Annotated in this window: 10 protein-coding genes and 1 pseudogene; 7 read left to right on the forward strand and 4 right to left on the reverse strand. The window is 63.9% G+C overall.

Annotated elements, in window-relative coordinates; all coding sequences use genetic code 11:
• The 3 genes and pseudogenes from xdhA to xdhC all read left to right on the forward strand — a co-directional run bounded on the left by xdhA (window position 1) and on the right by xdhC (window position 4953).
• Entirely contained in the window at window positions 1-1482 is a 1482-nt protein-coding gene (gene xdhA, locus NKI31_RS20375) for a xanthine dehydrogenase small subunit (protein WP_352652420.1), read from the forward strand.
• Window positions 1482-3848: a xanthine dehydrogenase molybdopterin binding subunit gene (gene xdhB / locus NKI31_RS20380; RefSeq protein WP_023671377.1), complete on the forward strand. Its 2367-nt coding sequence runs from the start codon at window positions 1482-1484 to the stop codon at window positions 3846-3848. The genes xdhA and xdhB overlap by 1 nt, the downstream gene beginning before the upstream one ends.
• A gap of 74 nt (window positions 3849-3922) precedes the next feature.
• A pseudogene (gene xdhC / locus NKI31_RS20385) lies at window positions 3923-4953 on the forward strand (xanthine dehydrogenase accessory protein XdhC).
• A 12-nt stretch (window positions 4954-4965) separates the two neighbouring features.
• On the opposite strand, the gene NKI31_RS20390 reads toward xdhC, so the two are convergent.
• The 3 genes from NKI31_RS20390 to NKI31_RS20400 all read right to left on the reverse strand — a co-directional run bounded on the left by NKI31_RS20390 (window position 4966) and on the right by NKI31_RS20400 (window position 8182).
• Complete coding sequence (locus NKI31_RS20390; protein WP_352652421.1) at window positions 4966-6216, reverse strand: LLM class flavin-dependent oxidoreductase; 1251 nt, start codon at window positions 6214-6216, stop codon at window positions 4966-4968.
• Window positions 6213-7154, reverse strand: a complete 942-nt coding sequence (locus NKI31_RS20395) for an LLM class flavin-dependent oxidoreductase (protein WP_352652422.1) — start codon at window positions 7152-7154, stop codon at window positions 6213-6215. The genes NKI31_RS20390 and NKI31_RS20395 overlap by 4 nt, the downstream gene beginning before the upstream one ends.
• 107 nt (window positions 7155-7261) lie before the next feature.
• The gene (locus NKI31_RS20400) at window positions 7262-8182 is read right to left on the reverse strand and encodes a LysR family transcriptional regulator (RefSeq protein WP_023671373.1); all 921 of its coding nucleotides are present in this window, start codon (window positions 8180-8182) and stop codon (window positions 7262-7264) included.
• A gap of 135 nt (window positions 8183-8317) precedes the next feature.
• Between NKI31_RS20400 and NKI31_RS20405 the strand changes: the two genes are divergently transcribed.
• The 4 genes from NKI31_RS20405 to NKI31_RS20420 all read left to right on the forward strand — a co-directional run bounded on the left by NKI31_RS20405 (window position 8318) and on the right by NKI31_RS20420 (window position 13121).
• A complete protein-coding gene (locus NKI31_RS20405; RefSeq protein WP_023671372.1) occupies window positions 8318-9535 on the forward strand; it encodes a urate hydroxylase PuuD in 1218 nt (405 codons plus the stop codon).
• A gap of 2 nt (window positions 9536-9537) precedes the next feature.
• Entirely contained in the window at window positions 9538-10854 is a 1317-nt protein-coding gene (guaD, locus tag NKI31_RS20410; protein ID WP_352652423.1) for a guanine deaminase, read from the forward strand.
• Between the two features lie 312 nt (window positions 10855-11166).
• Complete coding sequence (locus NKI31_RS20415) at window positions 11167-11673, forward strand: heme-degrading domain-containing protein (RefSeq protein WP_023711326.1); 507 nt, start codon at window positions 11167-11169, stop codon at window positions 11671-11673.
• A 167-nt stretch (window positions 11674-11840) separates the two neighbouring features.
• A complete protein-coding gene (locus NKI31_RS20420) occupies window positions 11841-13121 on the forward strand; it encodes a glycerate kinase type-2 family protein (RefSeq protein WP_352652480.1) in 1281 nt (426 codons plus the stop codon).
• A gap of 138 nt (window positions 13122-13259) precedes the next feature.
• Here NKI31_RS20420 and NKI31_RS20425 read toward each other — a convergent pair whose 3' ends face one another.
• Window positions 13260-14729 carry a UdgX family uracil-DNA binding protein gene (locus NKI31_RS20425; RefSeq protein ID WP_352652424.1) on the reverse strand — a complete coding sequence of 490 codons (1470 nt, stop codon included), beginning with the start codon at window positions 14727-14729 and terminating at the stop codon, window positions 13260-13262.

A 14729-nucleotide genomic window follows, 5' to 3' on the forward strand; every position in this document is an offset into this window, starting at 1 on the left:
ATGGCCAAGATCACCATACGCAACGAGATCCGCTTCATCCTCAATGGCAGGGATGTCGCGCTGTCGTCGGTGGCGCCCGACGCGACCTTGCTCGACTGGCTGCGGCTCGACCGCTCGCTGCGCGGCACCAAGGAAGGCTGCGCCGAGGGCGATTGCGGCGCCTGCACGGTCCTGGTCGGAAAATTGTCCGCCGGCAAGCTGGTTTATGAAAGCGTCAACGCCTGCATCCGTTTCCTCGGTTCGCTCGACGGCACCCATGTCGTCACCGTCGAGCATCTGCGCGGCGCGCCTGGCCAATTGCATCCGGTGCAGCAGGCGATGGTCGATTTCCACGCTTCGCAATGCGGCTTCTGCACGCCGGGCTTCGTCATGTCGCTCTACGGCTTGTGGATGAAGTCGCCGGACCCGTCGAATGCGGCGATCGAGAAGGCCTTGCAAGGCAATCTTTGCCGCTGCACCGGCTATGAGGCAATCATGCGCGCCGCGCGTGCCATCTCCAGCTACGGCAAGGCGGCGAAGGATCCGCTGGCGGCCGAGCGCAAGGCGATCACCGCCAGGCTCGAGGCTATGCATGAGGGTGCCCGCGTCGAAATCGGCGCCGGCAAGCTGAGGTTGATCGTCCCGGCCAACGCCGATGATTTCGCCGCTGTACTGGATAAGGAACCCGACGCCACTGTTGTCGCCGGCTCGACCGACGTCGGCCTGTGGGTCACCAAGCACATGCGCGACATCTCACCGGTAGTCTTCATCGGCAATCTCGAGGGGCTGTGCGCGATCTCCGAAGACAATGACGTCATCACCATCGGCGCCGGCGTTACCTACACCGACGCCTTCGCGACACTGGCCAAGCGCATCCCCGCGCTCGGGCCATTGTTCGACCGCATCGGCGGCGAACAGGTACGAAACATGGGCACCATCGGCGGCAACATCGCCAATGGCTCGCCGATCGGCGACACGCCGCCGCCCCTGATCGCGCTTGGTGCGCAACTGACGCTGCGCCGCGGCAAGAAGCGGCGCACCATCGCGCTCGAGGATTTCTTCATCGCCTATGGCAAGCAGGACCGGCAGCCAGGCGAATTCGTCGAGGCCGTGCACGTTCCCGTGCCGGCCAAGGGCACGAAGTTTGCCGTCTACAAGATCACCAAGCGCCGCGACGAGGACATCACCGCAGCCCTTGGCGCCTTTTTCCTCGACTTGGCCAAGGACGGAACCGTGGCCGATATATGCATCGCCTATGGCGGCATGGCGGCCACCCCGAAGCGGGCTTTCGGTGTCGAAAAAGCGCTGCTCGGCAAGCCGTGGACGGAGACAACGGTGGAAGCGGCCATGGCTGAATATGCCGGCGATTTCACCCCGCTGACCGATATGCGGGCATCGGCCGAGTACCGGGCGCTGGCGGCCAGGAACCTGCTGCTGCGCTTTTTTGCCGAAACCAGCGGCAGCAAGGCGCCGTTCCAGGTGTCACGCAACGAGGCGGCCTGATGAACAAGCACGCCTCTCCAGATCTCAAGGCGCAGAAGATTTCCGGTGGCGTCGCCGCCGACCAGCGCCACGATTCCGCGCACAAGCATGTCAGCGGCAGCGCGGTCTATATCGACGATATGCCGGAACCGGCGGGCATGCTGCATGGCTGCCTCGGCCTGTCCACGGCGACGCATGCGACGATCAGCAAAATGGATCTGTCGGCGGTGCGCGCGGCGCCGGGCGTCGTCGATGTGCTGACGGCCAAGGACGTTCCGGGCGAAAATGACATTTCGCCGACCGGTCGACACGACGAGCCGGTGCTGGCCGACGACAAGGTGCAGTTTTATGGTCAGCCGATCTTCTGCGTTATTGCCAAGACGCGCGAACAGGCGCGCCGCGCCACCCGGCTGGCCAAGGTCGAATACAGTCCATTGCCTTTCGTCACCGACATTGGCGATCTCGACCCCCGCAAGGACAAGCTGGTCACGCCGCCGCTCACGCTGAAGCGTGGCGATGCCGCTGCCGCGATCAAGGCGGCGCCCCGCCGGCTGAAGGGCAAGATGCGCATCGGCGGCCAAGAGCATTTCTATCTCGAAGGCCATATCGCAGTGGCCATTCCTGGCGAGGACCAGGACGTCACCATCTATTCCTCGACCCAGCATCCGAGCGAAGTCCAGCATATGGTCAGCCATGCGCTGGGCGTGCCGAGCAACGCCATCACAGTGGAAATCCGCCGCATGGGTGGCGGCTTCGGCGGGAAGGAGACGCAAGGCAACCAGTTTGCGGCATTGGCTGCGATCGCCGCCAAGAAACACCATCGCGCGGTCAAGATCCGGCCCGACCGTGACGACGACATGATTGCCACCGGCAAGCGCCATGACTTCCTCGTCGACTACGAAGTAGGTTTCGACGACGCCGGCAACATTCTTGGCGTCGACTTCATGTTCGCGGCGCGTTGCGGCTTTTCCTCGGACCTGTCCGGCCCGGTCACCGACCGCGCGCTGTTCCATTGCGACAACACCTATTTCTGGCCGGCGGTGCATGCGCAATCGGCGCCGCTTTACACCAACACCGTGTCGAACACGGCGTTTCGCGGCTTCGGCGGCCCGCAGGGCATGGTCGGCGCCGAACGCGTCATCGACGAGGTTGCCTTTGCCGTCGGCAAGGACCCGCTCGAAATCCGCAAGCAGAATTTTTATGGCACCAGTGGTGATAAAGACGGGGGCCGCAACGTCACCCCTTATCACCAGACGGTCGAGGACAACATCATCCACCGCATCGTCGCCGAGCTGGAGGCGAGCGCCGACTATGCGGGGCGCCGCCGCATCATCCAGGCCTTCAACGCCAACAGCCGCTTCATCAAGCGCGGCCTGGCGCTGACGCCGGTCAAATTCGGCATCTCTTTCACAGCCACCCACTACAACCAGGCCGGCGCGCTGGTGCATGTCTACACCGACGGTTCGGTGCATCTGAATCACGGCGGCACCGAGATGGGGCAAGGCCTCTACGTCAAGGTGGCGCAGGTGGTGGCGGAAGAGTTCCAGATCGACCTCGACCAGGTCAAGATCACCGCGACGACCACCGGCAAGGTGCCCAACACTTCGGCCACCGCGGCGTCGTCCGGCACCGACCTCAACGGCATGGCGGCGCAGAACGGCGCCCGCCAGATCAAGGAACGGCTGACCGACTTCGCCGCCGAAAAATACCAGGTGCCGCGCGAGCAGGTGCTTTTCCTGCCCAACCGGGTGCGCATCGGCAACCAGGAGATCGCCTTCACCGACCTTGTCAAGCAGGCCTATATGGCCCGCATCCAACTGTCGGCGGCGGGTTTTTACAAGACGCCGAAAATCCACTGGAACCGTGACAAGGGCGAGGGCCGTCCGTTCTATTATTTCGCCTATGGCGCCTCGTGCTCGGAAGTCTCGGTCGACACGCTGACCGGCGAATATGTCGTCGAGCGCACCGACATATTGCATGAAACCGGCCGCTCGCTGAACCGCGCCATCGATCTCGGCCAGATCGAGGGCGGCTTCATCCAGGGCATGGGCTGGCTGACGACGGAGGAGCTGTGGTGGGACGACAAGGGCCGGCTGCGCACGCATGCGCCGTCGACCTATAAGATCCCGCTCGCGTCCGACCGGCCGAAGATATTCAACGTCACGCTGGCCGACTGGCCGGAGGCCAACGAGCCGACGGTGCACCGTTCCAAGGCGGTCGGCGAACCGCCCTTCCCGCTCGGCATGTCTGTGCTGCATGCGCTGTCGGACGCGGTGGCAAGTGTGGCCGATCATAAGGTCTGTCCGCGTCTCGACGCTCCTGCAACACCAGAACGGGTGCTGATGGCGATCGAACGGCTGAAGGGTGAAGCCAAGAATAGCGCCTGACTCTGACCTGGATTCTGGCAAAACGTGCAATTCAGACTGAAAAACCCTATATTTCCCGTACGGGAATGCGAAATATGAAGTCGAAAGTGCAAAGCCTCAGAGCTTTTCTCGCCAGCGCCGGCCGGCTTGCTCTGGTCGAAGTGGCCGGCACCAAAGGCTCGACTCCGCGCGAGAAGGGCGCCTTCATGCTCGTATCGCAGGCGGCGATTTTTGGCACGATCGGCGGCGGTCAGCTCGAGTACATGGCGATCGACAAGGCGAGGCAGATGGTGGGGTCTTCACCCTCCCCCTTGTGGGGAGGGTCGGGGCGGGCGCGCCCGCCCGGGGGGGGGGGGGGGGGGGGGCGGACGATCGTGCCAAGCCACCCCGTTTCGCGGACGCCGCCACGCGGCGTCCGCTCACCGACCCTCCCCACAAGGGGGAGGGTAAAGAAGCCCGCATCGCGGTCGATGAAGTCCGCGCCACGCTTGACGTGCCGCTAGGTCCCGAGATCGGCCAGTGCTGCGGCGGGCGCGTCGAAGTCTTGATCCGTATCGTCGATGCCGCGCTTGCTGCCGAGCTGATCGCGGCCGCAGAAGCCGAGGAAGCCCACCTGCCGCATGTCTATATCTTCGGCGGCGGCCATGTCGGCCAGGCGCTGGCCTCGACCGTTGCACTTCTTCCCGTGCGTGGTGTCGTCATCGAGACGCGGGCCGAAGCGCTGGAAGGCATGTCGGAAACCGTCGAGACGCTGCTGACGCCGATGCCCGAGGCCGAGGTGCGAAACGCCCCCGCCGGCACCGCCTTCGCCATCCTCACCCACGACCATGCGCTGGATTTCCTCATCGTCGCCGAGGCGCTGAAGCGCGACGACGCGGCCTATGTCGGCATGATCGGCTCGAAAACCAAGAGAGCGACGTTCAGGAACTGGTTCCTGAAATCGGCGGATGGCACGGAGGCTGAGTTGGCCCGCCTCGTCTCCCCGATCGGCGGCGACGCCGTCAGGGACAAGCGCCCGCCGGTGATCGCGGCGCTCGCGGCAGCCGAGATCATGACGGCACTGGTCGTTCACAACACCGCGCCGAATGCCGACCATCAAGTCCAGCATAAGATGATGGCCGGCTAAGCTTCGGCGCGGCTAAGCAGGCCGCTTCAGGCCGAGATGATCTCGCAAGGTGCTGCCTTCGTATTCCCGACGGAACAGTCCGCGCCGCTGCAGTTCCGGCACCACCAGCGTGGCAAAGGCATCGAGCTCGCCGGGGAAGTATGACGGCATGACGTTGAAGCCGTCCGCGCCGCCGCCCTCGAACCGCGCCTGCAATTCGTCAGCGATCTGCGCCGGCGTGCCGACGATACGCCAATGGCCACGTGCGCCGGCGAAATGGCGCGCAAGCTGGCGGATCGACAGGCCGTCGCGGCGCGATTGTTCGATGACCAGCGCCTGGCGGCTTTTCATTCCCTCGGTCTCCGGCAGCTCGGGCATCGGTCCGTCGATCGGATAGCTCCCGAGATCGGAGATGCTGAGATAGCTGGACAGTAGCGCCACGCCGACATCGTCGGGGATCAGCGCCTGGAATTCCTCCTGTTTCTCCCGCGCTTCGGCCTCGGTGTCTGCCACCACCGGGGAGACGCCGGGCATGATCTTGATGTCGTCGGGTGCCCGCCCATAGGCAGCCATACGGCCCTTGAGGTTGTCGTAAAAGCCCTTGGCTTCCTCGAGGGTCTGCGCCGCCGTGAACACGACGTCGGCGGTGCGGGCGGCAAGGTCGCGGCCGACATCCGAGGCGCCGGCCTGCACCATCACCGGCGCGCCCTGCGGCGAGCGCGGCAGGTCGAGCGGGTCGCGCACCGAAAAGCTCTGGCCGTTGTGACCGTGAAAGCCACTGCCTTGCCAAAGTCCTGATACCACCTCGGCGAATTCGCGCGCCCGCTCGTAGCGGTCGGCATGCGGTTTCAGGCCCGTCGCGCCGAAATTGGCGGCTTCGATGGGGCTGGCCGACGTCACCAGGTTCCAGCCAGTCCGGCCACCACTCAGATGATCGAGCGACAGAAAGGTGCGCGCCAGGCCGTAGGGCTCGTTGTAGCTGGTCGACGCCGTCGAAACGAGGCCGATGCGGCTGGTCTGCACGGCGAGCGCGGACAGCAGGCTGATCGGCTCGAAGCCGATCGAGCGTGAGGTCTGGCTGGCGATGCCGACATTGGCTTCGCGCAGACCGGCGGCGTCCTCGCAGAACACCATGTCGAACTTCGCCGCTTCCGCCGTGCGCGCCAGCTGGATGTAATGATCGATGTCGATGCCTGCCGTGACATGCGCCTTGGGGTGACGCCAGGCGGCGATGTGGTGGCCCGTCGCCCACAGGAAGGCGCCAAGCTTCATCTGGCGGGTCATTGCGCTCCTCCGGCAAGTCTGAGATGAGAGCGCAAGGTGGTGCCGGGATAATCCGGGCGGACGAGGCCGCGGCGCTGCAATTCCGGCAGCACGCGGCCGATGAAACCGTCAATCGCCGCAGGCGGTATTGCGATGTTGAACCCGTCGCAGCTTTGCGTGCTGAACCATGTTTCGAGCGCGTTGGCAGCGACATCTGCGCCAACGTTCAGCAGCAGCTTGACCGCACCCGGATCGCGTCCGCAGGCCACAACGCGGCGCTTGAGATCGTCATGGCGCGCCTTGGGGTCCTTTGTGGGTCTGTCCAGCAGGACGACATCGGCAGTGCGGGCGGCCATATCCAGGTCGGCCTCGGACAGGCCGGACAGCACCAGCACCGGCGTATCCTGCGGCGAGCGCGCGACGTTCAGCGGCCCGCGCACGGAGAAAAATTCGCCCTTGTGGTCGAGCAGGTGCATTTTTTCGGGATCGTGGAAGCGGCCGCCGATCTTGTCGAACAGCAGCGCGTCGGCATCCCAGCCCTGCCACAGGCGCTGAACGATGCCGATGTATTCCTGCGTGCGGCGGCGGAACACATCGTCGGAAAATCCATCCGGCCGGCTGAAATTGGCGGCTTCCCGTGGCGCCTGCGCCATGGTCGCGTGCCAGCCGGCGCGGCCATGGCTGATGATGTCGAGCGAAGCAAAACGGCGCGCCAGATTGTACGGCTGGTGAGCCACCGTCGAGGCTGCAGCGACAAGGCCGATCCGACTTGTCACCGTCGCCAGCGCCGCCAGCAAGGTCGTCGCTTCGAAAGAACTCGACCCGGCGCTGTTCGGCGCGGAATCATCGAGGACAATCATGTCCAGCCCCGCCGCTTCCGCTTGCTTGGCAAAGCCGGCCAGGTCGCTAAACCCGAGCGGCTGCCCGGAAGTAATGTTGAGCGAAACGGCAAGATGCATTGTGGCTTGCTGGTCAGTCGGCATGGGACCATCGATCATAGGGCGGCGTATGCGAACCTAAGGTCACCTGCTTGTAAGACAACCCTGGCGACTGGGCCAACAGCCCCTCACTTGCCGGCCAGCAAATCCTTGATCAGCCGCTGGCAACGCTCGGCCATGAAGTCGAGCAACAGCCGCACCTTTGGATCCTGCAGCTTCTTGTGCGGATAGACGGCGGCGAACTGCACCGGCGTTGGCGGCGTGCTGGCCAGGATGACCTGCAGCCGCCGGTCGCGGATGAAGGGTTCGACCTCGAAGCGCGGCTTGTTGATGATGCCGCGGCCCGACAGCGCCCAGCCGGTCAGCACATCGCCATCGTCGGTGTCGTAGGGGCCGTGCACCTCGAATTTCTGCGGGCCGGACGGCGTCTGCAGCGTCCAGACATATTCGCGCGCCCCGGAATAGCGCAGCATCAGGCAGTCGTGCTTCTTGCCGATCAGCTCCTGTGGCTCCACCGGCTCGCCGCGCGCTTCGAGATATTTCGGTGCCGCCACCAGCACGCGTTCACATTCCATGATGCCGCGCATCCGCAGGCTGGAATCCTCGATGATGCCGAGCTTGAAGGCGACGTCGATGCCTTCCTTCATGATGTCGATATTGTGGTCGGAGAGCCTCAGCCGCACCTCGATATCGGGGTATTTGTCGTGGAAATCCGGAATGCCCGACGCCACCAGCCGCCGTCCGAGGCCGAGCGGTGCGGTCACCTTGATGGTGCCGCGCGGTTGGCCGGAAAGCGCCGAAACCGCGGCTTCCGCCTCGGTGATAGCCTCCAGCACCTGCTTGGCGCCGGAGTAGAACACCGTGCCATGCTCCGTCGGCATCAATTGCCGTGTCGTGCGGTTGAACAGCCGCACGCCGAGGTGTTTTTCCAGCTCCTTGATGCGGTTGGAGGCGACCGCCGGCGAAATGCGCATGTCGCGGCCTGCCGCCGAGAGATTACCAAGCTCGACGACGCGGACGAAGACGGCGATGTTGTCGAGATAGGCCATTCGTGGCTCTTTATGTGGCGGCGTACGTGGTCAGCCTAGTATTTTCCATTTTTTTTTGAAAGTCATCGTACACCTCGCCTCTTTTCGTTTGCGCCCCACACCGTAAAGTCAGCCGATCGGCAGGGACGATTTCACATGATGGATTTCGCGATTTTCTGGGACTGGCTGAGTTTCGCCGTGCGCTGGCTGCACGTCGTCACCGGCATCGCCTGGATCGGCTCGTCCTTCTATTTCGTCGCGCTCGACCTTGGCCTGCGCCAGCGCCCCGGCATGCCGGTCGGCGCATTCGGCGAGGAATGGCAGGTGCATGGCGGCGGCTTCTACCACGTCCAGAAATATCTGGTGGCGCCGGCCGAAATGCCGGAACACCTGACCTGGTTCAAGTGGGAATCCTACGCCACCTGGCTGTCCGGCTTCGCCATGCTGTGCGTGGTCTACTATGCCGGCGCCGACCTGTTCCTGATCGACCCCAATGTTCTGTCCATGTCGGTTCCCGTGGGCATCCTGCTGTCGATGGCGACGATCGGCGTCGGCTGGGTTGTCTACGATCTGCTCTGCCGGTCGCCGCTCGGCAAAAGTGACACCGGACTGATGCTGGTGCTCTATGGCGTTCTGGTGTTCATCGCCTGGGGTCTGACGCATCTGTTCACCGGCCGCGCCGCTTTCCTGCATCTCGGCGCCATCACCGCCACTATCATGTCGGCCAATGTCTTCATGGTGATTATTCCAAACCAGAAGATCGTCGTCGCCGACCTGATTGCCGGCCGAAAGCCCGACCCGAAATACGGCAAGATCGCCAAGCAGCGCTCGCTGCACAACAACTACCTGACGCTGCCCGTGCTGTTCCTGATGCTGTCGAACCACTATCCGCTGGCGTTTGCGACGGAGTTCAACTGGGTCATCGCCTCGCTGGTGTTCATCATCGGCGTCTTGATCCGGCACTATTTCAACACCGTGCATAAGCGTGCCGGCAACCCCCACTGGACCTGGATGGCGGCTGCGGTGCTATTCGTCATCATCATGTGGCTGTCGACAGCGCCGAAAATACTGACCGGCGAGCCCAAGGCATCCGCCGCGGCCGAAGTCTATATCGCCTCGTCGCATTTCCCGGCGGTGCGCGACACCGTGCTTGGCCGCTGCTCGATGTGCCATACGGCCGAGCCGGTCTATGAAGGCATCTACCATGCGCCGAAGGGCGTGATGCTCGACACCGACGCCGGCATTGCCGAGCATGCGCGTGAAATCTATTTGCAGGCCGGGCGCAGCCACGCCATGCCGCCCGCCAACGTCACCCAGATCAGCGACAAGGAACGGGCGCTGCTGGTCGCCTGGTTCGAAGGCGCAGGGAAATAGGGATGACCTCCACACTTCTGCGCGGCCGCACCCTAAGTTTTTTGCGCTGGCCCGAAGCCATCGACGACCATGCCGCCTGGCGCTATGAGGAGGATGGCGGCCTGCTGATCCGCGACGGCCGGATCGTTGCCGTGGGCAGCTACACGGAAGTCGAAAAGCAAGCGGGCGACGGTGCGAAAAAGATCGATCATCGGCCGCATCTGCTGCTGCCCGGCTTCATCGATGCGCATGCGCATTTCCCGCAGATGCAGGTCATTGCCTCCTACGGCGCCGAACTGCTCGACTGGCTGAACACCTACACCTTTCCCGAAGAGACCAAATTCGCCAACGCCCAGCATGGCCGCCGCATCGCCCGGCTGTTCCTGGACGAGATGGTGCGCCACGGCACGACGACGGTCGCCGCCTACTGCTCGGTGCACAAGGCGTCTGCCGAAGCGTTCTTTGCCGAATCGCATGCGCGCGGCATGCTCAACATTGCCGGCAAGGTGATGATGGACCGCAATGCGCCGGCAGGCGTGCTCGACACGCCGCAATCCGGCTATGACGATACGAAGGCGCTGATTGCGGAATGGCACGGCAAGGGCCGCCAGCTTTATGCGATCACGCCGCGCTTCGCCATCACCTCCTCGCCCGAGCAGCTGGAGATGGCCGGCACGCTCTGCCGCGAAAACCCCGACCTCCACATGCAGACGCATCTGTCGGAAAACCACGCCGAAATCGCCTTCACGCAAAAACTCTATCCGCAGGCGCGCGACTACACCGATGTCTACGAGCAGTATGGCCTGCTGGGGCCAAAGAGCCTGTTCGGCCACTGCATCCATCTCTCGGAACGAGAGGCCGATGCGCTGTCGGACTCAGGCTCGGTGGCGGTGTTCTGCCCGACCTCGAACCTGTTCCTCGGCTCCGGCCTGTTCGACTACCAGCGCTTTCGTCGCCGCGACAAGCCGCTCAGGATCGCTGCCGCCACCGATGTCGGCGGCGGCACCAACTATTCGATGCTGCGCACCACGGACGAGGGCTACAAGGTGATTGCGCTGAATGGCGAAAAGCTGAACCCGTTCCAGTCCTTCTGGCAGATAACGCGTGGCAATGCCGAGGCGCTGTCTGTGGCGGACAAGGTCGGCACGCTGGATAAAGGCACCGACGCGGACATCACCGTGCTCGACGCCCGCGCCACGCCGGCGATGCGGCTGAGGATGGAGACTGTGGAGACGCTGGCGGAGGAGCTGTTCCTGCTGCAGACATTGGGCGACGACCGCGCGGTGCGCGAGGTCTATGTTGCGGGGCGGCCGGCCAAGATCGATATGATCGTGGGGTAGGACCCATCATCCGCGCGGGACAAGATGATGATTGCGCCTGGTTGCCAAGTGGTTCCCCCACTCCGTCGCCGCTTCGCGGCGCCACCTCTCCCCCCTCCGGAGGGAGAGGAAGGGAGCCTTTGCTTCGGAGGACGGGCGCCGGTTCGGACAGCTTGGCGCCCTTCCTCTACCCTGTCGATCGGGGGAGAGGTGTCGAGAGAAGCTCGACGGAGTGGGGGTCGACCCTGGCGGGGCAAGACCACCACCGCGACGAGACCTTGACCGGGCGGAGCTTGTCGTACACACGATTTGTGACTGACTTCGGAGAACAAAATGGCCGCTGCCGACGACATCGCTCTGATCCAGAAACAGGAAGAGACGCTGGTCTTCCCGGCCTTCGACGAGGCCGTCGCCTTCAAGGTCGGCGCGGCGATCCGCGAGCGGGCGCTGGCCGAAAAGCTGCCCATCATTGTCGATATCAGGCTGTGGGATCGGCCGCTGTTTTATGCCGCGATGCCCGGTTCAAACGCCTCCAACCCCGACTGGGCACGACGCAAGATCAATGTGGTCAAGCGCTACCTCAGGAGCACCTATCGTCTGGTGCTGGAACAGCAGCGACCGGACCGCACCTTCAAGGTCGGCGAGGGGCTGGATATTGCTGATTACGTACTGGCCGGCGGCGGGTTTCCGGTGACTGTAAAGGGTGCCGGCGTCATTGGCGTCATCGCCGTCTCCGGCCTGCCGGAACGCCAGGATCATGGCGTCGTCGTCGATGCACTGTGCGATCATCTCGGCGTCGATCGGACACAATTGGCGCTGCCGCCGGAAGGTAAATCGTGACGTTGGCGCTGCCCCTCATCCGCCTGCCGGCACCTTCTCCCCGTATAGTGACGGGAGAAAGGACAAGCTCGAGCGCTGGCGATCCCCTCTCCCCGTCTTTCACGGGGTGAGGGTGAGGGGCAGCGCCAACGTTTGCTCATTTTGAAAACCGCCAGTTACGGCCAAGGATAACCGTGCTCGATCCCAAATCCTTTCTCATCTCGATCTTCAATGCCGCTGTTGCCGCTGCCGATCCTGAACGGACCATCAGGGATCATCTGCCGGCCAGGCCCAAGGGCCGTACCATTGTCATTGGCGCCGGCAAGGGCTCGGCGCAGATGGCGGCCGCGTTCGAGAAGGTGTGGGATGGCCCAATCGAAGGGCTGGTCGTCACCCGCTACGGCTATGGCGCCAGATGCGAGCGCATCGAAATCATCGAGGCGGCACATCCGGTACCGGACGCTGCCGGTCTTGAGGCGTCGCGGCGCCTGCTCGAAAAGGTGCAAGGGCTGACTGCGGACGACCTGGTAGTGGCGCTGATATCGGGCGGAGGATCGGCGCTGCTGCCGTCGCCTGCCGCCGGCCTGACGCTCGCCGACGAAATCGCCGTCAACGAGGCGCTGCTTGCCTCCGGCGCGCCGATCGCGGCGATGAACACAATCCGCAAGCATCTCTCGACCATCAAGGGCGGCCGGCTGGCAGCTGCCGCCTGGCCGGCCAAACTGGTATCACTGGTTGTCTCTGACATTCCCGGCGACAACCCGGCCCTGGTGGCCTCCGGCCCGACCGTGCCCGACTCCGGCAACCGCGCCGATGCGCTGGCCTCGATAGCGGCCTACGGCATGAAACTGCCCGACGCCGTCATGGCGCACATCAACTCGCCAGAGGCCGATGCGCCAGATCCGGATGACCAGCGCTTTTCACGCAATGAAGTGCACCTGATCGCCTCGGCTGGCGTGTCGCTGGAAGCGGCAGCCGCTGAGGCAAAACGGCAGGGCATCGAAGCCGTCATCCTCTCCGATTCCATCGAGGGCGAGGCGCGCGAGGTCGGTGGCGTGCATGCAGCCATTGCGCGCGAAGTGGCGACGCGCAACCGGCCGTTCAAAAAGCCGGTGCTGATCCTGTCCGGCGGCGAGACGACCGTGACCTTGCGGGCCCCTGTTGACGGAAAAAGGGGCAAGGGCGGCCGCAACTCCGAATTCCTGCTCGCCTTTGCCATCGGCATCAGCGGCGCGGAAGGTATTCATGCACTGGCCGCCGATACCGACGGCATCGATGGCTCGGAAGACAATGCCGGCGCCTTTGCCGATGGCTCGACCGTCTCGCGCATGCGTGCCGCCGGCGTCGGCGCCAAGGCGATGCTGGCCGGCAACAATGCCTGGACGGCGTTCAACGCGATCGGCGATCTGTTCGTGCCGGGGCCGACGGGTACGAATGTGAATGATCTGAGGGCAATCCTGATCAGTTAATTCGGCCGTGGCGGCCGAAGTTTCCAACGTTGGATTCACGACCGTGAAGCCACTCAGCTTCGTCATCCCTGGGCGAAGCAGGAGCGAAGCTCCTTGTTCCGCCCGCGGATGACGATGTCGCTGAGGCTTTCGCTCATCTCACGACCCCATCAGCCGCTTCACCTCTTTCATATCCTTTAGGAACCGCTCGCGCTCAGCCTCCTTGTCCGTCGGCTCGTGAATGCGCAGGATAAAGGACGGGTGGATGGTGATGAACACGCGCAAGCCATCCTCGCGTTCGATCAACTGGCCGCGCATTTTCGTCACGGCAATGGCCTTGCCCAGCAGCGACAACGCCGCCGTTGCCCCAAGCGCCACGGCGAGGTCCGGCTTGATCAGCTCAAGCTCCCGGCCGATCCACCAGCGGCAGGCCTGGACTTCGCCGGTATTTGGCTTCGAGTGGATGCGGCGCTTGCCGCGCGGCTCGAACTTGAAGTGCTTGACGGCGTTGGTGACGTAGACTTTTTGCCGGTCGACGCCTGCGTCATCGAGAATTGCATCGAACACTTTGCCCGCTGGCCCGACAAAAGGTTTGCCGGCGAGATCTTCCTGATCGCCAGGTTGTTCGCCGACGAAGACCACTTTGGCGTCATCCGGCCCCTCGCCGAACACGGTCTGTGTCGCGTCGCGCCAGAGCGGGCAGCGACGACAACCCTTTGCAGCCTCGCGCAAATCGGAAATCGTCTTGGCATCGTCTTCATCCGGCGCCTCGGCCGGCTCGGGCTTCGGCCAATGTCTTGCCTGCAGCTTGGTGTGGTGCGGCGCCGGCGTCGTCGGTTGTCTGGCAATCATGGCTATAGCGGCCTCGTCCGCTCCTGCGATCAGATCTGGAATGAGCGAGGCCTCGGGAAGGTTCCGCCAATATTTCTTCGGCATCTCCTTCTGCATCGCCTTCACCTTGAGCCGCGCCGGGTTGAAGATGTTCTGGAAATAGGTCAGCCACAACGCCTCGGTGTCGTCCTGATCGGGTGCATCGCCCTTGGCCGCACCCGGGCCGATCGCCAGCCTTTCGCCATTCCAGTCGGCGGAGGCATAGGGCGTCAGGACGGTCCAGCGCATGCCGGTGAACCGCCGGACGAAGAAATCCGCGTTGCGCTCGACAATGAAATGCTCCGGCTCGAACCAGGCGACGTAGCGCTCGTCCTCGCCGTAGCCGATCTTCCGGAAGCGTACGAAGGCATGCATCTTATGGCCGTCGCGCCGCACCGCCTTTTCCATGGCTTCGAGCCGCCTGGTGTCGGGATCGGATGCGATCGCCAGCAGTTTCGGCTCGGTGCGCAGGCGCCAAAGCATCCAGTAGAGAAAGGCAAACCGGCCGGGGTCGGAGTGGCAGAAGGCGGTTTCGGCATGGGCGATGAACTCGCGCGGGACGGTAAGCTGCGCGCCCTCTGGCACCGCCGGCAAGGCATCTCGAGGATCATTGGCGTCGGACCCGACACCCCAACTAATATCCTCAGGCCGGACCTCATTCAGCGTCAGACGCCGTGCCGCATCGCGCCAACCGGCGAAATCGGTCTGGCTCGCTAGCCGGACAGTGTATCGGGCAAGGTCGAGCTGGGCCGGCTGCAT

This window comes from Mesorhizobium sp. M0659 (assembly GCF_040320605.1).
In the GTDB taxonomy this organism is placed as follows: domain Bacteria; phylum Pseudomonadota; class Alphaproteobacteria; order Rhizobiales; family Rhizobiaceae; genus Mesorhizobium.

Excerpts from the sequence above, each read along its gene's own strand:
- guaD (WP_352652423.1), top strand. The coding sequence starts at position 9,538 with ATGACCTCCACACTTCTGCGCGGCCGCACCCTAAGTTTTTTGCGCTGG.
- xdhA (WP_352652420.1), top strand. The coding sequence starts at position 1 with ATGGCCAAGATCACCATACGCAACGAGATCCGCTTCATCCTCAATGGC.
- NKI31_RS20395 (WP_352652422.1), bottom strand. The coding sequence starts at position 7,154 with ATGCATCTTGCCGTTTCGCTCAACATTACTTCCGGGCAGCCGCTCGGG.
- NKI31_RS20415 (WP_023711326.1), top strand. The coding sequence starts at position 11,167 with ATGGCCGCTGCCGACGACATCGCTCTGATCCAGAAACAGGAAGAGACG.
- NKI31_RS20400 (WP_023671373.1), bottom strand. The coding sequence starts at position 8,182 with ATGGCCTATCTCGACAACATCGCCGTCTTCGTCCGCGTCGTCGAGCTT.
- NKI31_RS20425 (WP_352652424.1), bottom strand. The coding sequence starts at position 14,729 with ATGCAGCCGGCCCAGCTCGACCTTGCCCGATACACTGTCCGGCTAGCG.
- NKI31_RS20390 (WP_352652421.1), bottom strand. The coding sequence starts at position 6,216 with ATGACCCGCCAGATGAAGCTTGGCGCCTTCCTGTGGGCGACGGGCCAC.
- xdhB (WP_023671377.1), top strand. The coding sequence starts at position 1,482 with ATGAACAAGCACGCCTCTCCAGATCTCAAGGCGCAGAAGATTTCCGGT.
- NKI31_RS20405 (WP_023671372.1), top strand. The coding sequence starts at position 8,318 with ATGATGGATTTCGCGATTTTCTGGGACTGGCTGAGTTTCGCCGTGCGC.